Source organism: Pseudoalteromonas sp. Isolate3, assembly GCF_022398505.1.
In the GTDB taxonomy this organism is placed as follows: Bacteria; Pseudomonadota; Gammaproteobacteria; order Enterobacterales; family Alteromonadaceae; genus Pseudoalteromonas; species Pseudoalteromonas apostichopi.
In genome coordinates this window covers 11,948-30,740 of record NZ_JAKEVN010000007.1, presented here as the reverse complement: position 1 = coordinate 30,740, position 18,793 = coordinate 11,948, and the positions used below count along the sequence as shown (strand labels likewise).

The window sequence follows — 18,793 nt, the reverse complement described above, 5'->3', positions numbered from 1 at the left end:
AGTAAGAGTTTAGTCTAGCAAAGACAATTGAAAGTAACTAAATATTTTAAAAAATATTTTTACTGCGAATAAGCTATTTACTCAACTTTTATTTAGCTGAGTAAACTGCAAATTTAGTATTCTTGAAATCGGTACTGTATTGGCCAAATTGCGCTTCTAAAATAGGTGGGTATTTTAAGAAGCTGTTTGCAACTATGGTCAACTGACCTTGTTTACTTAAGTGCTGCTTAGCTGAGCTAAGAAATGCTTCGGCAATGGTGTAGTCTGTAGCAATACCGGTATGGAAAGGCGGGTTACTGATGATTAAGTCAAACTTACCATTAATATTTGCCAAGCCATCACTCAATACCGTTTGGCCTTTAAGGTGATTTAACGCCAGTGTTTGCTCAGTGGCATAAGTTGCTAATGCACTTACATCGCTACAAACAAATTCAAGCTCAGGCTGCTTTAAACCTAAGTAAGTAGCAATAATGCCGGCGCCGCAAGCAAAGTCGAGTACTTTGCCCTTGCTAATACTTGGCGCATTATTTAAAAGTACCGCAGTACCAACATCAAGAGCACCATGGTTAAATACCCCTGGCACACTGATCGCAGTAAATTCGACTTCGCCCGCTTTTACCTGAAATTGCTTATGGTAACGGCTGATATCAAAGCTATCGTTTAGCGTAAGCTCAGAGAATAAATACAAAATACAGTGCTTAGCACTATCGATTTTGTTACTAAAATTACAGTGGTCTTTTAGCTGTTTCTCTGCTGATTTAACACCGCTTTTATTTTCACCTACCACAAAAAGTTGTACATCTTGATGACAAACAGCACGGATGTTATCAAGGCACATTTGTGCTTCTGGCTTAGCTTTAGGGTAATAGTAGATAACTAAATCGTAGTTACCATGTGGAATAGTGTGATCAACCACAGCATGTACGCCGGCAATTTTGCTGGCATACATGAAATTTGCGTGGTTATAGCTGAACGCGGTAATTACTGAGTCAGGATTGAGTGTTTTAAGTTCGTGTAAAAAGCCATCTTGCTCAAAGTTAACCACTAAAATCGATTTTCCAATAAGTTCGTCTTCATTTCGAAGCAATAATAAACTTGGATTGGTTAACTTACTCATGTTGCTTTTACCTTCTATTACTTAGTACGCTCAAACATTAGATCCCATACGCCGTGACCTAAGCGGTGACCACGTTGTTCAAACTTTGTCAGTGGACGTGAGTCTGGGCGAGGAACATAATCGTTAGTTTCTGACTGGTTTTTGTAACCTTCAGCAACTTGCATTACTTCAAGCATATGTTCAGCATAGTTTTCCCAGTCAGTCGCCATATGGAAAACACCACCAATTTTTAACTTGCTACGTAATTTTTGCGCAAACTCAGGTTGTACAATACGACGCTTATGGTGACGTTTTTTATGCCATGGATCAGGGAAGAATAATTGCAGCTTAGATAAGCTTTCATCAGCAATACAATCAGCAAGCACTTCAACCGCATCGTGTTCGAATACACGTAAGTTTGTTATACCAGCTTCGTCCGCATCCATTAAACAGGCACCCACACCCGGGCGGTGAACTTCAATACCAATGAAGTTAAGCTCAGGTGCGTTTTTAGCCATTTCAACTAGCGATTTGCCCATGCCAAAGCCGATTTCTAGTACGACATCGTTATCGTTACCAAACACTTCAGCTAGGTTTAGCATGCCATTTTTGTGCTCAAGGCCCATCGTTGGCCAACACTTTTCGATGGCGGCGGCTTGGCCTTTTGTTAGGCGACCTTCGCGCTTAACGAAACTACGAATCGTGCGGATATATTTACCCTCTTGCTTTGCTTGCTCGAGGTTTGGGTTGCTTGAATCATTCATAAATTTGGCCTGATAAAAACACTGACTATAGAAAAAGGTTGCGTATTATCCCTGACCAGCGCCTTGAGTACAATAGTCAGGGCCTGTTTATCTTGCGAGATTAATTTTGACATTGAGGTAAAGCTGCTGCTGTTCGACTTGCTTGGCCTAACTAACTGCAATAGACTTGGCCGCAATGAGCTTCAGCAGGTAAAGACGTTATTTTGAATTTAAGCAATAAGGAGTCAACTTGGTTTGCAAACCAAGTGGTTGACTGGTATCACCTTCACGGCCGTAAAACGCTGCCATGGCAGTTAAATAAAACCCCTTATAAAGTATGGATTTCTGAGGTTATGCTACAGCAGACTCAGGTCGTTACTGTTATTCCTTACTTTGAAAAGTTTATGCAAAGCTTTCCTGACATCATTGCGCTTGCAAATGCGGATGAAGATCAGGTGCTACACCACTGGACAGGGCTTGGCTATTACGCCCGTGCGCGCAACTTGCATAAAACGGCAAAAATAGTCCGCGATAAATACCAAGGTAAATTTCCAACAACTCTTGAAGAGGTGATGGACTTGCCGGGTATTGGACGTTCAACTGCTGGGGCAATCTTGTCTTTATCGCTTGGCCAACATCATCCAATTCTAGACGGCAATGTTAAACGAGTACTAGCACGCTTTTTTATGGTTGAAGGCTGGTATGGAGTGAAAAAGGTCGAAAATCAACTTTGGTCATTATCATCGCAATTAACGCCTAAAGAGTCGGTCACTGAGTTTAATCAGGCAATGATGGATTTAGGAGCAAGCCTTTGTTCGCGGAGTAAATTCGACTGTGAGCCTTGCCCTTTAAATAGTAAATGCCTTGCTTTTAATGAAGGTAAAGTTAAAGAGTTTCCACATTCAAAGCCTAAAAAAGCAGTGCCTAAAAAGTCATGTCATCAGCTTATTCTAGCCTGTGACAATAAAGTACTCATGGAAAAACGCCCAAGCTCAGGGATATGGGGTGGTTTGTTTGGCTTTTTTGAGTTTAGCGAGTTAACTGAGCTAGAAACATTTTTAGCCCAGCATGGTTTATCTAACGATACGCAGGCACTTGAAGCATTTACCCATATATTTTCGCATTTTGAGCTGACTATTAATCCGCATGTTTTAACACTGCCGAACATTCCTGATCTTATCAATGAGCGTCAATTGGTTTGGTATCCGCTTGATGAGTCAGTTGAAGTTGGTCTTGCAGCGCCTACGAAAAAGCTGGTTAAACAATTAAGCGCAATAGATTACAATAGCATCACGCAATAAGAGTAGAGAGCAATTATGGCACGTACAGTATTTTGTCAAAAGTTACAAAAAGAAGCTGAAGGCTTAGGCTTCCAACTATACCCAGGTGAGCTTGGTGAAAAGATTTTCAACAACATCAGTAAAGAAGCTTGGGGCCAATGGCAACACAAGCAAACAATGCTGATCAACGAAAAGCATCTGAACATGATGGACCCAGAGCACCGTGCTTTTTTAGAAGAGCAAATGGTAGGTTTCTTATTTGAAGGTAAAGACGTAGAAATAGAAGGCTACCGTCCACCAGAAAAATAAGCCCATGATCTAAAAGCAAAAAGGGCCGTTATGGCCCTTTTTTGATAGGTGTTATTCAGTATCTTGCTCTGCTTTTTTTATTTGTTCTTTTAAATACTGCGCTACTTTGGAATATTCAATTTCATAGCTGTCACGCAGTTCAATTAAGTCATCACTAGAAAGTTCATCTTCTTTACAGCGTTGTTCAAATACAGCAGCTAGTTCTGCAACTTTCATTGCGCCAATCGTTTTTGAAATAGACTTGAGCTGATGACAGGCTGATATAATGGCCTCTAGATCCTGCTCAATGACACCACTGTTGACTTCCTTACTTAGCTGGTAGCTTTGCTCTAAGTACATTTTAAAGAAGCGTAGTTTTTTGTTCTCGTCAGTACCAACATAATCAGCCAATACATTCATATCGATTGGTGCTGCCGGTCTTTTCACTTCGAGCTTAGTAGCCTCAGGGTTCGTTTTGTAAGCGCATTTGTGTAATGTGGCTTCTAGTACATTTAATTCAACTGGCTTAGTGATGTAATCGTTCATACCTATGCTCAAACAGCGCTCTTTTTCACCTTTAAGAGCATTAGCTGTGATGGCAATCACGTAAGGTTGTGCATTGATATCTTCAAGCTGTGACGCTTCATTACGAATTATTTCAACCATATCGTAACCAGACATTTTTGGCATATGTAAGTCGGTCAGAATAATTGAGTGTTTTCCTTCACGCCATGCTTCAAGGCCTTTTTCACCATTTTCAGCCAGCTCAACACCATAGCCTAGCAGGTGTAGTTGATCGGTTAACACTTGTTGATTTAGCACGTTATCTTCAACAAGTAATACTAGCTTATTTTCTTCGCGGGCTTTATCAACACTTAAGTAGTCGTTAAGTGATTTTTTTGAAGTTATTTGTTTTGGTTTATGTAAACCAGCTGCCACAAGTAGCGACATCATAAAGTTGGACTTGCATAGCGGTGCTGCGTTTAGGTAGAAAATATTTTTATGATTAACGGCGGCTTCGTCCAGTTTACTTAGAACTATAACTTGTTGTTTATTATCTTCTAGGGTGTAGAGTAAGCGGCGCAAGATATAGTTAATATCTTCCATGCTCTCGATACCATCGAGGATCCAAATAATATCTTTTTTATCCTGTTCTACTTCGATTATATCGCTGTTGTCAGCGATAACAGGAGTTGCTCCCATAAATGATAGATAACGAGTAAGTATCTTTTTACGACCATCGTGGTTAGTTACAACCACTACGCGTTGGTTTTTCATTACCTGCTTATGAGCATATTCAACTTTACCTTGTGTACTAAAAGGTAATTCGACAACAAACTCACTGCCTATTCCTAGGTCACTAGATACAGAAATAGTTCCTAGCATTAGCTCAGTTAAGCTTTTGCAAATAGATAAACCTAAGCCCGTACCACCGTATTCACGGGTGATTGAGCCTTCAGCTTGAATGAATGGGTTAAAGATCTCGCGAAGTTGTGCTTGCGTCATACCCTTACCGTTGTCTAATACACTAAAACGCAGGGTGTAGTGGTCAGTGGTGTTTTGTGCCACCTCTACCGAAATCTTTACGTGTCCTTTACGTTTGTCGTCTGTTGAGGTGAACTTAATCGCATTACTACATAAGTTATAAAGAACTTGGCGAACTCGCACTGTATCACCAATCAAGTTCGTAGGAATATCAGGGGCAATAGCAAGTTCTAATTCAAGATCACGCTTTTTAGCAACCGATGATAAAACACGAGCGACTTCTTCTATGGTGTCTGACACAGAAAAAGGAATGTTATCGATGTTTAATTTACCCGCTTCAATTTTCGAGAAATCGAGAATGTCATCTAATATTCCTAATAATGAAAATGCAGAATCACGAATAATTGTGCTTAGTCTGTGCTGTGCACCATCTAGCTCTGTTTGGCGCAGTAAATCAATAGTTCCGATAACCCCGTTCATAGGGGTGCGAATCTCATGGCTCATGGTCGCCAAGAAAGTAGTTTTAGTTTCGTTTGCCTGCTCGGCTTTTAGGGTTGCTTGCTCAAGAGCAAGGGTTCGCTTGTGTACTTCATTTTCAAGGCTGCTTTGTAGTTTTTGTAAATCAGCCTGAGAAGCTTTGTTTTCCGTTATAGCTGACTGAACTTTATTTAGAAGCAAGTTGATGTGTCTAGCTACAGAGTTTAATCCAAAATCCAATTCTTCAGTTACGTGGGTCTGATAATCTGCATTTTCGGTAATTGCTTTTAACTCTTGACTCAAAGCGTTACTGCTTTTACTAAAACGTTTATTGATAAAAATGCTCAGTGCGAAGGATAAAATAATTAATGCAAGAAGAGTCATGGCTGCAAGGGCGAGTGAAACCCCTGTTGATTGTGTAACAGGCTGCTCAGATGGATGTTGTTTTACTATAAGTTCACCGACAGGTTGGTCATTAAGTTCAAGTACAGTGTGAATGAGTGAGTTTTGTTCTAGTTGTTGGTTTACTTTACTTGGCGTTATGAGCTTTTTGTTATTAGCGTAAACCAGTGAAACGTCACCATTGAATTCGTATCTATACAAGTAATAATCAAAGTTAGCCTGAAGGAGGTGTGCTAAGTCTAAAACTTCTTTTACTTTGTCTTGACCTGGCATAGTTAATGCGCTGACAAGTGGAGAAGTGAGTTGAGCTGATAGTTGCTGAGCTGTTAATTGAGGTTTATCTATCTTTTGTGGTTTATTACTAGTTGGATAAAAGGAATAAGCAACAACCGCTAGCAAGGCGATGACAAGGTTCGTGATTATAAAAAGCGGTAAGAGGCCTTTAACAGGTGAATTCGATTTACTTGGCATGGCATTAGTCCAACAATTAAACAGCAACATTGAGCATATTCTTGATTATTAGATAATCCTATCATCTACGAAGAAAAATTCACCACGTTTTTAACATAGGTAACCCTTTTATGATGAGGGTCAACTCAAAGGCGCTAAGTTTGTAGATTAAATAAGCTAAAAGCTATTAAAAACAGCAATCTTGATTGAAAACTGTGCAAACAGTTAGAATCCTCAAAAAAAAGTTGACTTGAGAGGGCAAAACCCGTTTAATACGCCGCACGCCCAGACAGCGACAACCAGTTTTGTTGCTTAAAAGTGCGTTTAAAATTTAGTGCCAAAATAGCTCGGTATTAGAGCCCTTTGGAATTGCATTGAAAATCCTTGTGGATATTCTGCATAAAACTAAATATTGCCCAGATAGCTCAGTCGGTAGAGCAGAGGATTGAAAATCCTCGTGTCGGTGGTTCGATTCCGCCTCTGGGCACCATTATTAAATATATTGGTGTTTAATTTTTGATTAAAACATCAGTATAGTGCATAGCACACAAATTTAGTGTGCCGACTTAGCTCAGTTGGTAGAGCAACTGACTTGTAATCAGTAGGTCATCCGTTCAACTCGGATAGTCGGCACCATTTATTTTAATAGTTAGCATTTAGCTAATTGTTTTGCCCAGATAGCTCAGTCGGTAGAGCAGAGGATTGAAAATCCTCGTGTCGGTGGTTCGATTCCGCCTCTGGGCACCATTATTTGATAATCTCTTTTAAAGTGATTATAGTGCACAACGCACACGATTTTAGTGTGCCGACTTAGCTCAGTTGGTAGAGCAACTGACTTGTAATCAGTAGGTCATCCGTTCAACTCGGATAGTCGGCACCATTTATTTTAATAGTTAGCATTTAGCTAATTGTTTTGCCCAGATAGCTCAGTCGGTAGAGCAGAGGATTGAAAATCCTCGTGTCGGTGGTTCGATTCCGCCTCTGGGCACCATTATTTATAATCACAATGTGATTAAGTGCACAACGCACACAGGTTTAGTGTGCCGACTTAGCTCAGTTGGTAGAGCAACTGACTTGTAATCAGTAGGTCATCCGTTCAACTCGGATAGTCGGCACCATTTATTATCCTAGGCAGCAAATTGCAGTCAGGAACTTAGCCCAGATAGCTCAGTCGGTAGAGCAGAGGATTGAAAATCCTCGTGTCGGTGGTTCGATTCCGCCTCTGGGCACCATTGATTCAAAGCCTCGCAATTGCGAGGTTTTTTTGTTTTTGGCCCCTCCAAATCACGATTTTACATCCCGTAGGCGTGAAATTTAGAGCTATCAGCTTTCAGCCGTCAGCTATCAGATGAAAAAGTTAGCGAGTTAGAAAGATATTAGATATCAGTGGTTAGAAGTCAGATTGAAAAGTGCCTACACTCAGTTTCAGATAAATGCTCACCCGTATATGTAAATTTATTACACGCTAATAAACTCTTGTAAAAGAGAGAAGCTAGATCAAAGTTCTGATAGCTGATAGCTGATAGCTGATAGCTGATAGCTGATAGCTGATAGCTGACGGCTGATAGCTGATAGTTTGCAACTTACCTCCATTTTCCTACCGTTCATCGTAGCCACATGCCAGGCAGTGTAATGTTATGTAAAGTCAGTTGAGCAAAACTTAACGTGGTGCTTGAATTACACTCATAAATAGATGTTTTCAGGTTTTTAGAATGAATTGGCAATATAAGCCGAGTTTTTTGGCTTTAAGTGTAATTTTGCTAAGTGCATGTGCAAGCCAGCCGGCTCACAATGAACGAGTTGCTGAACTTGAGTCGGTGCCGAGTGCATGGCAGCAGCTTCCCGCAGACGACAAGGTGCTTGCAGTTCAAGATAACTGGTTGCAGCAATTACACGATCCTCAAGTTTTTAATTTAGTTGAGCAAGCATTGGCGCATAACCAAGCAATTTTACAAGCTGGTTTTGATGTGGCAATTAAAGAGCAGCAGCTTATTGCTGCAGGGGCTGATTTATGGCCAAGCCTAGATTTATCAACACGTGCTAGCCGCAGTAAAGATAATCGCCCTGTCAGTTACAGTAATGCCAGCTCAGCATCGCTAGAATTAAGCTACGAAGTTGATTTATGGGGAAAATTATCGGCCTCAGAAAGACAGGCAAACCTTGAGTATCTAGCAGAAAAAGCCATATTTGCGCAAAGCAAACAACAATTAGTGGCTGATGTAGTAGCTGGTTGGTTTGATGTTATTACTAATCACAAATTGCTTGAGTTGTTTAAGCAACGAGAACAAAACGCCGAGAAAAATTTAGATATTATTGAATCAGGATACCGCCAAGGTTTAAATGAAGCGCTTGATGTATATCTTGCGCGTAATGAGTTAAATACTGAGCGCTCGAATATTGCCGCGCAGCAAGCCAAGCTAACTCAATCGATTCGTGATTTAGAGCGTTTAACAGGTCAATATCCTGCAGGCGCATTAACTGTCAGTGCAGATTTGCCATTACTTGAGAACACTATTCCGTTGGGGTTGCCTTCAGAGCTCATCACCCGCAAACCAGCGCTAATGGCGAGCTGGTATCAGCTTTTAAGCACAGACGCAGGGCTTGCTTATGCGCATAAACAGCGTTTTCCGAGTTTAAATCTTTCAGCATCAATCAGTGACAGCACCAATAGAGTAAGTGATTTATTTTCGCCTTCTAGCTTAGCTTGGTCGCTGATTGGTAGCATTTCAATGCCGCTCTTTGAAGGGGGGCGTTTACAAGCTAATGAAGAACAAGCAAGGCTTACCGTTAAACGTCAAGAGCAAGCTTACCTTGCCACACTCTATGATGCATTTAATGATGTTGAAACTGCAATTAGCCAAGAACAAGCTTTAAAAGTTCGTTATGAAAAAACCTTAGAAGCCCAAGAAAATGCGGTTGCCGCTGAGCGCTTATCCTTTGAGCAATATCAAAGTGGCTTAGTAACATACACGACCGTTCTAGATGCGCAAGATCGTTCTTTCAACGCGCAGAGTTCGGTCATCGAACTTAAAAATCAGCTTATTAAAAATCGAATTAACTTACACATTGCCCTTGGTGGTGACTTTAGTGCAGCAAACAGCGAAGTAGAAGAGCAATAATCATGAATAGTAAGACACGTAAAATATTAATCCCACTTGTAGTTATAGCTGTGACGGTACTGCTCGTCATGTTTATTAAAGGCAACCCACCACAAGCAAACCGCTTTTCTTCACCACCGAAAGCGAAAGTAAATGTTGCTGTTAAAACGCTGACGCCAGAATCCTATCAAGTGATGATAGATAGTTTTGGAACGGTTAAGCCGCGTACGCAAAGTTTGTTAGTTGCTCAGGCCTCCGGACAAATTATAGAAATTAGTGAACAATTTCGTGAAGGTGGTTTTTTTGAAAAAGGCGATGTGTTGTTGCAGCTAGACGATAGAGATCACCGCGCCGAAGTGAAATCAGCCCAAGCTGCTTTATTAACCGCAGAGCAAGGCTTACTTGAAGAACAAGCTCGCGGTCGCCAAGCTGAAACTGACTGGCAGCGCTTAGGTAAGGGCGAAGAAGCTAGTAGCTTAGTGCTGCGTAAACCACAATTAGCTGCAGCTGAAGCGAGTGTATTATCGGCGCAAGCCACCCTTGAGAAAGCTAAACTCGACTTAGAGCGTACAAAAATTACGGCACCTTACGCAGGTCGTGTTTTAAGTCGCAGTGTAGACTTAGGCCAAGTTGTGAGTAACAACATGGAACTAGCTAGCATTTATGCGATTGACCGTGTTGAGATCCGCTTACCAATCAAAAATAAAGACTTGCCGTTTATTAACTTACCTGAGCAGTTCCGTGACGGCGCTAAAAATAGTGCGGGTTCATTAGTTAAATTCAGCTCAGACCTTGTTGGTAAACAGCATTGGCAAGGTCAAGTTGTCCGCACCGAAGGTGCCATTGACGAAAACGCTCAGCAGCTTTATGTGGTTGCACAAATTAATGACCCTTATAAAGCAACATCTATAAATCAATATCCAATCAAAATTGGTCAATATATCAAAGCGCAGATCACCGGTAAGACGATTGATAATGCCATTGTGATCCCAAATAGTGCGATTTACCAAGGCACTTATGTTTATGTTGAAGAGCAAGGTGTTTTACGTCGTAAAAATATTTCACTTGCTTGGCAAAATGCTAATCAAGCTGTTATAGCTGATGGCCTGTCTGCAGGTGATAATTTAGTTATTACACCGCTTGGACAAGTTAGCTCAGGTACGCAAGTGACTGTGATGGGAAGCGAAGAGTATCAAGCTACGAGGGGGAAAGCTAAGCGTCTTAATAATCAAGAGCAACCTAAAGAGCAAGGAGCGCAATAATGATTGCTTGGTTTACAAAGAATCATGTTGCAGCAAACTTATTGCTGATCAGCATTTTATTAGCAGGTTTATTTAGCGTTTCGACACAAATCCCGCTTGAGGTATTTCCATCGTTTGAGTCAGATCGCATTAGTGTCAGTGTATCACTTCGTGGCTCGACGCCTGAGGATGTAGAAAAAGGGGTCTCTATTCGCATTGAGGAAGCTGTTCAAGATCTTGAAGGGGTAAAGCGGATCACGAGTCGTTCATCAGAAGGCTCTTCATCAGTAAGTATAGAGGTCGAGACAGGTTATGATCCAAGGGAGCTATTGGCTGATATTAAAAGTCGAGTAGATGCGATTAACACCTTTCCGGTTGATGCGGAAAAGCCGATAGTTTCGCTTGCCGAATGGAAGCGCGAAGTTATCGCAGTATCTGTTTCAAGTATTTATGGTGAAAAAGAAACACTTGAATACGCTGAAACTGTACGTGATGAGCTTTTGCGTTTGCCAAGTGTAACTCAAGTTGAGTTAAGCGGAGTTCGTAATTACGAAATAGCCATAGAGGTGAGTCAAGATACTTTGCGGCAATATGATTTGAGTTTAGCGGATATTTCTTCAGCTATTAAGAACTCAAGCACAGACGTTTCTGCTGGTAATTTAAAAACAGAGGGCGGTGATGTACTTATTCGCTCTAAAGGGCAAGCATACCGTAAAGATGAATTTGCTAATATAGTGGTTAAGAACCAAGCCGATGGCACTATTATCCGTTTAGGTGATATTGCCCGTATTAGTGATGATTTTGAAGAAACACCCGTTCGTACTCGTTTTAATGGTAAACAGGCAGCTTTTATTGATGTATACCGTATTGGTCCACAAAGTGCGATTGAAGTAGCTGATGCTGTAAAAAACTTTATTACAGATCATCAAAGTCAACTTCCAGAAGGGTTTGAGTTAAGTTATTGGGACGATGACTCCGAAGTTGTAAAAAGCCGCATAGCAACTCTCACAAGTAACGCAATTCAGGGCGGAATTTTAGTGCTAGCGCTATTAACTCTATTCCTACGTCCAGCTATTGCTTTTTGGGTATTTATTGGCATACCTGTATCGTTTATGGGCGCATTTTTGATAATGCCTATCTTTGGTATAACACTCAATGTAATCAGCTTATTTGGTTTTATTTTAGTGTTAGGTATTGTTGTAGATGATGCCATTGTTACAGGTGAAAACGTTTATACCCACTTAAAAACGGCAGAAAGTGGTGAACAAGCGGCTATTCGTGGTACTCAGGAAGTAGCAACTCCTGTGACCTTTGGTGTGTTGACAACCGTTGCAGCCTTTTTACCTTTAGCTTTTATTGAAGGTGCGCGAGGCGCTATCTTTGCACAAATCCCTGTCGTGGTTATTCCGGTTTTACTATTCTCATTAATCGAGTCAAAGTTTGTTTTACCTGCACATTTAAAGTATTTAAAGCTGCGCCACGAGAAGGGTGAACCGACCAAACTTGAACGCCTTCAGCAGCGCTTTGCCGACGGTTTTGAACACGCAATAATGAAATATTACCAACCATTATTGAATTTAGCCTTAAAGAATAAAGTAGCCACTGTGAGCTTATTTGTCGGTATTTTTATAATTATTATGACTTTAATAACAAGTGGTTGGACTAAGTTTACTTTTTTCCCTCGAATTCCAAGTGAAACCGTGCGTGCATCTGTTACTTTTCCTGCAGGTACACCGTTTGAAGTAACGAATAAATATGTAATCAAAATGTCAGACAAGGCAAAAGAGTTACAAGATAAATATCGTGATGAAGACGGTCAAAGTGTAATTTTAAATATTTTGGCAACTACGGGGGGGCGTGGTGGCTCGTCAAATACGGGCAGTGTTAGATTTGAGATTATGCCAGCTGAAAAGCGAGAATCAGATATTGGCTCTCGTGAACTTGCTAGTGAATGGCGAGACTTAATTGGCATTATACCGGGTGCAGAAAGTGTAACGTTCCGTGCTGAGTTTGGCCGAACATCGAGCCCAATTGATGTACAGCTAAATGGTAGCTCAATTGAAATGCTTGAAGCAGTAGCCGAAAGAGTGAAAGAGCGATTATCGACTTATCCAACCGTCTTCGAAATTGCTGATAGCATGTCAGACGGTAAAGAGGAATTGCAAATAGAGCTGACAGAGCAAGGTTTAGCATTAGGTTTAAACCGTGTTGATGTATCGCAGCAAGTACGTAATTCGTTCTTCGGTGCGCAAGTTCAGCGCATACAACGTGGGCGCGATGATGTGCGGGTTATGGTGCGTTTACCTATTGAAGAGCGTCGTTCTGTTGCTGATTTGAAAGACATTCTAATTAAAACTCCTGCTGGTGGGACTGTGCCGCTCTCGCATGTGGCAACTCTAGTACCGGGCCAAAGCCCATCATCTATTTATCGTATTGACCGCTATCGCACACTGAATGTGACTGCGGATGTCGAAAAATCAAATACCAATATGACGGTACTGCAAGCAGATCTAAAAACTTACTTAGACGAGCTAATGCAGCAATATCCTGGAGTTGATTATTCACTAGAAGGTGAAGCCAAAGAACAGCGTGAATCATTTGGTTCACTGGCTTGGGGTCTAGTGTTTGTATTTTTTATTATTTATGCGTTATTAGCGATTCCGTTTAAATCATATATGCAGCCATTGATTGTAATGAGCGTTATACCGTTTGGCATGATAGGTGCCGTAATGGGTCACTGGATAATGGGAATGGATCTGACCATTATGAGTTTACTTGGCATGTTGGCCTTGATAGGCGTGGTTGTGAATGACTCACTGGTACTGGTTGATTTTATCAATAAGAAACGTGAAGAAGGCGGTGATTTACTTGAAACCGTTAAGCTTGCCGGTGCAGCTCGTTTTCGCCCAGTTATGCTAACCAGTCTAACCACTTTTATTGGTTTAATGCCGCTGTTATTTGAAAAAGCTACGCAAGCACAATTTCTTATACCAATGGCGGTAAGTCTTGGTTTTGGGATTATCTTTGCAACGCTTATCACCTTGCTATTAGTGCCGGTTAATTATCTATTGATGGAGCGCTTTCAAGGATGGTTTAAGTAGAGCTCGAAGTTAACAGTTAGCGCTTGGTTGATATTAGGCGCTAGGAGCTAGGTTCTAGGACGCGGGGTAAACCCGCTGCTACAGGTAACGAGTGGCGGCGGATTTATCCCGCGTTTTTTGTTTTAAAAGAATAAAGTTAGCGAGGGGAAAGAGTAAAGTTAGATTGTGCCCGCACATTGCTATGGCTAAACCCGATACCGTAGGCGTGAAATTTATTTCGCGCGAATAAGAGTAATAAGTTCTTGTATAAAAGAAAAACTACATGGAAGATTTTCGATAGCTGATAGCTGATAGCTGATAGCTGATAGCTGATAGCTGATAGCTGATAGCTGATAGCTGATAGCTGATAGCTTGATGGTGTTCCCCAAGTATGCGGTGCCCGGTGTCAGTCCTGAAACCTTGAGGTTTCAGGGCGGGGATCTGCGGTCTACCGTAGGCTTCTCGGTACATGCCGAGCTTGCACAATAGTAAACGAACAGAAACCCTAACATAAAATTTATCGGCTCAGGGACTTAACCAAGCTCCTGCACCCTAGGGAACACCTTCAGTATATAAGACAAGTTTCAATCCTTAAACCATAGAAGTAAAAAAAGCGGATCGTTCGCGTAGTTTTTCCCCACCTTTAACTGCTTATTTACTTTTCAGATTGCTTTTTGACCTCAATCATACAATTAATTGGAGTTGCGATTTATCGAGTGGTAGCATGGCGTTACTTAGCCGAACAAAGAAAAAGTTATGAGCACGTTACCTGATTACCAACAAGCCCAATTGTTATTAGAAAAAAATGAAATTTTCGTCGCACCAGCCGAAGCCCATGGTGTGATCAGTGGTTTATTAGCCTGTGGCATCAATATTGAAGCCGAAGAATACTTAGGTTTACTAAGTGATGTATTCAACGATGGCTTAGCCTTCAATAAAGATTTAAAAGCATTTTTTGCTGATGTTTATTCTCAGGTTGTGGCCAGCTTTAGTGATGAAGAATTTCAGTTTGATCTATTCTTACCAAGCGATGATGAAACACTGATCGATTTAGCTAATGGATTAGTATCTTGGGTATCGGGTTTTATGCTTGGTTTTGGGTTAAAACAAAAAGATTACGGCAAGTTATCAGCTGATGTGAAAGAAGTAATTAGCGATTTTAGTGAAATTACCCGCTTAGACACCATGTTTGAAGAGACCGAAGAAGATAGCCAAGCACTGCACGAGGTGATTGAATATGTGCGTGTTTCTGCGTTGTTATGTTTTGCTGAGCTAGGTAAAGAGCCTACAGACAAAAATCCTAAGAAGACCCTTCACTAATCAAATTACAGAGGTTTAGCATGTCGTCTATTGTAATCGATAAAGCTGAATTTAAAGCCCGTCGTGAGCGTCTGCTTGCGATGATGGATAAAAACAGTGTGGCTATTATTCCTGCTGCAGGAGAAGTAACACGTAGTCGTGATACTGAGTATGCATTTCGCCAAGACAGTGATTTCTTCTACCTAACAGGGTTTAACGAACCGGATGCAGTTTTAGTATTGTGTCCGTCGAGCGATACGCCAAGTACTCTTATTTGCCGTAACAAAGACAAACTGGCTGAAATTTGGCATGGTCGCAGAATAGGCTTCGAAAAGGCTAAATCTGAGTACTTACTCGACGCAACTAGCCCACTTACTGAACTAGATGAACAATTATTAGATTTGGTGAACGGCCAGCAGATTTTATTTTATGCACAAGGCACTTACCCAAACTTCGATGCAAAGATCTGGGATTTATTAAGCACACTTCGCGGCGCACCTAAAAAAGGCTACAAAGCCCCGCACACCATTAAAGATATTCGTGGTTTAGTGCACGAAATGCGTTTATTTAAATCTGACGCAGAATTAAACATTATGCGCAAAGCCTGCGAAATTAGTGCGCAAGGTCATATTCGCGCTATGCAGTTTGCCAAACCAGGCGCAACTGAATACCAATTAGAAGCTGAACTGCATCATCATTATGCAATGAATGGTGCTCGTCATCCTGCTTATGGCACGATTGTGGGCAGTGGTGACAACGCCAATATTTTGCACTACACACAAAATGACGCTGAACTAAAAGATGGTGATTTAGTGTTAATTGATTCTGGCTGTGAACTTGAAGGTTATGCGGCAGATATTACACGCACTTTCCCAATCAATGGCAAATTTAGCGAACCTCAAGCAGCGCTTTACAATATTGTATTAGCAGCCCAAAAAGCGGCATTTAGCCAAGTAAAACCGGGTGGTAGTTTGTCTAAAGCCAATGAATTGGCCTCGACGGTACTTACGCAAGGGCTCATTGAGTTAGGCATTCTAACGGGCGAGCTTGATGAACTAATGGCTAACCAAGCGTGCAAAGCCTTTTACATGCATGGACTTGGCCACTGGTTAGGGTTAGACGTTCACGATGTTGGCGAATATAAGCTTGATGAAAAAGAGCGTGTATTTGAGCCGGGCATGGTGCTAACTATCGAGCCGGGTTTATATATTAGCGAAGATGCAAAAGCACCAGAGCAATATAAAGGCATCGGTATTCGTATTGAAGATAACTTACTTGTCACTCAAGATGGCCATGAAAACCTGACTATTTCGGTTCCAAAAACCATTAGTGACATTGAAGCAGTGATGCAAGCAAACAAAGGCTAGGAGCAAGCGTGGCAAAGCAGTTTGATGTTGTCATTATCGGCGGTGGAATGGCGGGTGCAAGTTGTGCACTGGGCCTAAAACAGAGCAATAAGCAGTTATCAATCGCTGTAATTGAGGCAAATGAAGTAAGCGCAGACTATCACCCAAGCTTTGATGATAGAAGCATTGCGCTGGCTCAGCAGTCGGTGCAGTACTTAAAATCAATCAATGCCTTTGATTGCCAAGCGCCATTTGCGGCAGCGATTGAAAAAGTAACCGTATCTGATCGTGGTCATTTTGGTAAAACACATATTGATTGCCAAGAATACGGCCATGATGCCCTTGGCTATGTGGTCGAAGTGAATCCATTTGGGCGTAGTCTTCATCAGCAACTCATGCGAACTGATGTCCGTTTATTTTGCCCTGATACAGTCGCCAAACTTGAATACCTGAGCAACTGTGCCAACATCACGCTGAGCTCAGGTGAGCAGTTAAGTGCAAAGCTTGTGGTGATTGCTGATGGTGCTCATTCACAAAGCCGTAAGTTGGCCAATATTGAGTTTAATACCCGCGCTTATCAGCAAGCGGCAATTATTGCCAACATCGAAGTGGCTGGTGGTCATCATCATCATGCTTTTGAGCGTTTTACGGAATACGGCCCAATGGCACTGTTGCCAATGAGTAATAACAGATACTCACTAGTATGGTGCATGGAGCCTGAGCAAGTTGAGCACTATATGACACTTGAAGACGATGCTTTTTTAGCTGCTTTACAAAAAGCATTTGGTTACTGCGGCGGTTCATTTAGCAAAGTAGGCATGCGTGCAAGCTACCCTCTGGTTTACGGTAAAGCAGAGTCACTTAGCAGCCATCGCACGGTATTAATAGGGAATGCAGGCCACGCTATTCACCCAATTGCAGGGCAGGGCTTTAACTTAGGCCTGCGAGATGTACAACTATTGTGTGATATGGCTAATAGAAGCGACCTTGGTGATTACGCTTTTACCCGTTATTACAGTCAAACGCGTAGCAAGGACATTACTACCGTGATGACACTTACAGACAGCCTAGTGCGTTTGTTCTCAAACTCATCACGATTGCTCGCACTTGGTCGCAGCATTGGCCTTTTCTCAATGGATTTATTCTCCTCGTTAAAAACCCCGCTGGCAAAACAGCTTATGGGTCAGGTTAAGCAAGGTAAACGGATATGAAACAAGCACAAGTTTGTATTGTCGGTGGTGGTTGTGTTGGTCTTACGCTAGCACTTGGTTTAGCAAAAGCAGATATCAGTGTTGTGGTTGTTGATGCAAGTAAAAATCAAACCTTACCGGGTGATGATTATGCACTTCGAGTAAGCGCATTGAGTCTTGCCAGTCAGGGCTTATTTGAGTCTTTGAATGCTTGGCAAGAGATCATTAAACAGCGTGCCACACCTTATACGTCGATGGATGTACGTGACCAAGACAGCTTTGGTAAAATTCATTTTGATCATAACGATCTCGACTTACCACAGCTAGGTCATATCGTTGAAAATGATATTATTCGCTACGCTTTAATTAGCGAACTTGAAAAGCAAAGTAATGCCACTTTATTGTTCGAAACCCGTTATCAGCAAATTCATCAAACTGATTCTGATGTATTTATTACGCTTGAAAGCGGCGAGCCTGTGATTGCTAAATTATTAGTGGCGGCTGATGGTGCCAACTCGGCTATTCGCAAGCAGTTCAATATGCCAATTACTTTTAAAGATTACGACCATCACGCCATTGTTGCTACGGTTAAAACGTCTGATGAGCATAAAAACACGGCACGCCAAGTATTTTTGCCAACAGGGCCGCTGGCGTTCTTACCGTTACCAGACAAACACACGCATTCAATTGTATGGTCAACAAGTCCAGAGCACTGCGAGACACTCTTAGCGCTTGATGATAGCAACTTTAATAAAGCAGTAATGGCAGCCCTTGATGGTCAATGTGGTTTATGTGAAGTGCAAAGTGAGCGCATGGCATTTCCACTTAAAATGCGTTACGCCCAGCAGTGGGTGTCTGGCAAAGTGGTATTAATGGGCGATGCAGCGCATACCATTCATCCATTAGCTGGTTTAGGTATGAATCTTGGCCTAAAAGACGCCGCTTATTTAATTGAGATTTTAAGTAATGAGCAAGGTGAGTTTGCAAGCGCGCGCACACTGCGTGATTATGAACGTACTCGCAAGCTTGATGCACAAAAACATATTGCCATGATGCAAGGCTTAAAAGAGCTATTTGCAGGCGCTAATCCACTGAAAAAACTCGTACGTGGTGTTGGTTTAAGCCTAGTTGATAACCTTGGCCCAATTAAACATTTGTTCGCAAAAGAAGCGATTGGTAAATAACATCTAACTAGTTGTTACTATTTAGTTTAAGCCGCAGCTAAGCAATTAGCTGCGGCTTTTTTGCACTTATATGAACGCAAAATGATAGCGCTGTCATTTTTGTTAGTGTATGATTAAATTTTTGTGATTGGTAT

Annotated in this window: 12 protein-coding genes, 7 tRNA genes and 1 other RNA gene; 16 read left to right on the top strand and 4 right to left on the bottom strand. The window is 41.5% G+C overall.

All coding sequences use genetic code 11. The features are described 5' to 3' along the window. Window positions 1-88: 88 nt before the first annotated feature. Together rsmC and trmB are read right to left on the bottom strand one after the other, a co-directional pair. Complete coding sequence (rsmC, locus tag L1D46_RS02965; protein ID WP_130050838.1) at window positions 89-1,117, bottom strand: 16S rRNA (guanine(1207)-N(2))-methyltransferase RsmC; 1,029 nt, start codon at window positions 1,115-1,117, stop codon at window positions 89-91. A 17-nt stretch (window positions 1,118-1,134) separates the two neighbouring features. Further along, window positions 1,135-1,860 (bottom strand): tRNA (guanosine(46)-N7)-methyltransferase TrmB, encoded by a 726-nt coding sequence (gene trmB / locus L1D46_RS02960; RefSeq protein WP_130050839.1) that lies wholly within the window; start codon window positions 1,858-1,860, stop codon window positions 1,135-1,137. A 200-nt stretch (window positions 1,861-2,060) separates the two neighbouring features. On the opposite strand from trmB, the gene mutY reads away from it, so the two are divergent. Then, window positions 2,061-3,140, top strand: a complete 1,080-nt coding sequence (gene mutY / locus L1D46_RS02955; protein WP_167659083.1) for an A/G-specific adenine glycosylase — start codon at window positions 2,061-2,063, stop codon at window positions 3,138-3,140. Window positions 3,141-3,155: 15 nt separating this feature from the next. Further along, window positions 3,156-3,428, top strand: coding sequence for an oxidative damage protection protein (locus L1D46_RS02950; RefSeq protein ID WP_036970432.1), 273 nt, complete (start codon window positions 3,156-3,158; stop codon window positions 3,426-3,428). A 51-nt stretch (window positions 3,429-3,479) separates the two neighbouring features. Here the strand turns inward: L1D46_RS02950 and L1D46_RS02945 are convergent, their stop codons facing one another. After that, complete coding sequence (locus L1D46_RS02945) at window positions 3,480-6,242, bottom strand: hybrid sensor histidine kinase/response regulator (protein WP_167659065.1); 2,763 nt, start codon at window positions 6,240-6,242, stop codon at window positions 3,480-3,482. Between the two features lie 393 nt (window positions 6,243-6,635). On the opposite strand from L1D46_RS02945, the gene L1D46_RS02940 reads away from it, so the two are divergent. From L1D46_RS02940 to L1D46_RS02895, 10 genes are all read left to right on the top strand, one after another. Further along, window positions 6,636-6,711 (top strand) — tRNA-Phe (locus L1D46_RS02940). A gap of 70 nt (window positions 6,712-6,781) precedes the next feature. Beyond that, window positions 6,782-6,857, top strand: a tRNA-Thr gene (locus tag L1D46_RS02935). Between the two features lie 35 nt (window positions 6,858-6,892). Further along, window positions 6,893-6,968: transfer RNA gene (locus L1D46_RS02930), tRNA-Phe, on the top strand. Window positions 6,969-7,025: 57 nt separating this feature from the next. Further along, window positions 7,026-7,101, top strand: a tRNA-Thr gene (locus tag L1D46_RS02925). 35 nt (window positions 7,102-7,136) lie between these two features. Continuing rightward, window positions 7,137-7,212: transfer RNA gene (locus L1D46_RS02920), tRNA-Phe, on the top strand. Window positions 7,213-7,263: 51 nt separating this feature from the next. After that, a tRNA-Thr gene (locus L1D46_RS02915) sits at window positions 7,264-7,339 on the top strand. Between the two features lie 38 nt (window positions 7,340-7,377). Further along, window positions 7,378-7,453 (top strand) — tRNA-Phe (locus L1D46_RS02910). 480 nt (window positions 7,454-7,933) lie between these two features. Continuing rightward, on the top strand, window positions 7,934-9,340 hold the full coding sequence (locus tag L1D46_RS02905; protein ID WP_130050842.1) for an efflux transporter outer membrane subunit: 1,407 nt from the start codon (window positions 7,934-7,936) through the stop codon (window positions 9,338-9,340). Between the two features lie 2 nt (window positions 9,341-9,342). Further along, complete coding sequence (locus L1D46_RS02900; RefSeq protein ID WP_239976761.1) at window positions 9,343-10,581, top strand: efflux RND transporter periplasmic adaptor subunit; 1,239 nt, start codon at window positions 9,343-9,345, stop codon at window positions 10,579-10,581. Continuing rightward, window positions 10,581-13,661 carry an efflux RND transporter permease subunit gene (locus L1D46_RS02895; protein WP_239976760.1) on the top strand — a complete coding sequence of 1,027 codons (3,081 nt, stop codon included), beginning with the start codon at window positions 10,581-10,583 and terminating at the stop codon, window positions 13,659-13,661. The genes L1D46_RS02900 and L1D46_RS02895 overlap by 1 nt, the downstream gene beginning before the upstream one ends. 357 nt (window positions 13,662-14,018) lie before the next feature. Here the strand turns inward: L1D46_RS02895 and ssrS are convergent. Beyond that, window positions 14,019-14,202: non-coding RNA, 6S RNA (ssrS, locus tag L1D46_RS02890), on the bottom strand. Window positions 14,203-14,396: 194 nt separating this feature from the next. On the opposite strand from ssrS, the gene L1D46_RS02885 reads away from it, so the two are divergent. From L1D46_RS02885 to L1D46_RS02870, 4 genes are read left to right on the top strand one after another with little or no spacing between them, the layout of a single operon-like run. After that, on the top strand, window positions 14,397-14,960 hold the full coding sequence (locus L1D46_RS02885) for a UPF0149 family protein (protein ID WP_130050845.1): 564 nt from the start codon (window positions 14,397-14,399) through the stop codon (window positions 14,958-14,960). Window positions 14,961-14,980: 20 nt separating this feature from the next. Next, on the top strand, window positions 14,981-16,306 hold the full coding sequence (gene pepP / locus L1D46_RS02880) for a Xaa-Pro aminopeptidase (protein ID WP_239976759.1): 1,326 nt from the start codon (window positions 14,981-14,983) through the stop codon (window positions 16,304-16,306). A gap of 8 nt (window positions 16,307-16,314) precedes the next feature. After that, entirely contained in the window at window positions 16,315-17,496 is a 1,182-nt protein-coding gene (ubiH, locus tag L1D46_RS02875; protein ID WP_167658125.1) for a 2-octaprenyl-6-methoxyphenyl hydroxylase, read from the top strand. Further along, window positions 17,493-18,659: an FAD-dependent monooxygenase gene (locus L1D46_RS02870; RefSeq protein WP_239976758.1), complete on the top strand. Its 1,167-nt coding sequence runs from the start codon at window positions 17,493-17,495 to the stop codon at window positions 18,657-18,659. Before ubiH ends, L1D46_RS02870 begins: the two co-directional genes overlap by 4 nt. Window positions 18,660-18,793 lie beyond the last annotated feature (134 nt).

Excerpts from the sequence above, each read along its gene's own strand:
- rsmC (WP_130050838.1), bottom strand. The coding sequence starts at position 1,117 with ATGAGTAAGTTAACCAATCCAAGTTTATTATTGCTTCGAAATGAAGAC.
- trmB (WP_130050839.1), bottom strand. The coding sequence starts at position 1,860 with ATGAATGATTCAAGCAACCCAAACCTCGAGCAAGCAAAGCAAGAGGGT.
- L1D46_RS02950 (WP_036970432.1), top strand. The coding sequence starts at position 3,156 with ATGGCACGTACAGTATTTTGTCAAAAGTTACAAAAAGAAGCTGAAGGC.
- L1D46_RS02945 (WP_167659065.1), bottom strand. The coding sequence starts at position 6,242 with ATGCCAAGTAAATCGAATTCACCTGTTAAAGGCCTCTTACCGCTTTTT.
- L1D46_RS02905 (WP_130050842.1), top strand. The coding sequence starts at position 7,934 with ATGAATTGGCAATATAAGCCGAGTTTTTTGGCTTTAAGTGTAATTTTG.
- L1D46_RS02900 (WP_239976761.1), top strand. The coding sequence starts at position 9,343 with ATGAATAGTAAGACACGTAAAATATTAATCCCACTTGTAGTTATAGCT.
- L1D46_RS02895 (WP_239976760.1), top strand. The coding sequence starts at position 10,581 with ATGATTGCTTGGTTTACAAAGAATCATGTTGCAGCAAACTTATTGCTG.
- L1D46_RS02885 (WP_130050845.1), top strand. The coding sequence starts at position 14,397 with ATGAGCACGTTACCTGATTACCAACAAGCCCAATTGTTATTAGAAAAA.
- pepP (WP_239976759.1), top strand. The coding sequence starts at position 14,981 with ATGTCGTCTATTGTAATCGATAAAGCTGAATTTAAAGCCCGTCGTGAG.
- L1D46_RS02870 (WP_239976758.1), top strand. The coding sequence starts at position 17,493 with ATGAAACAAGCACAAGTTTGTATTGTCGGTGGTGGTTGTGTTGGTCTT.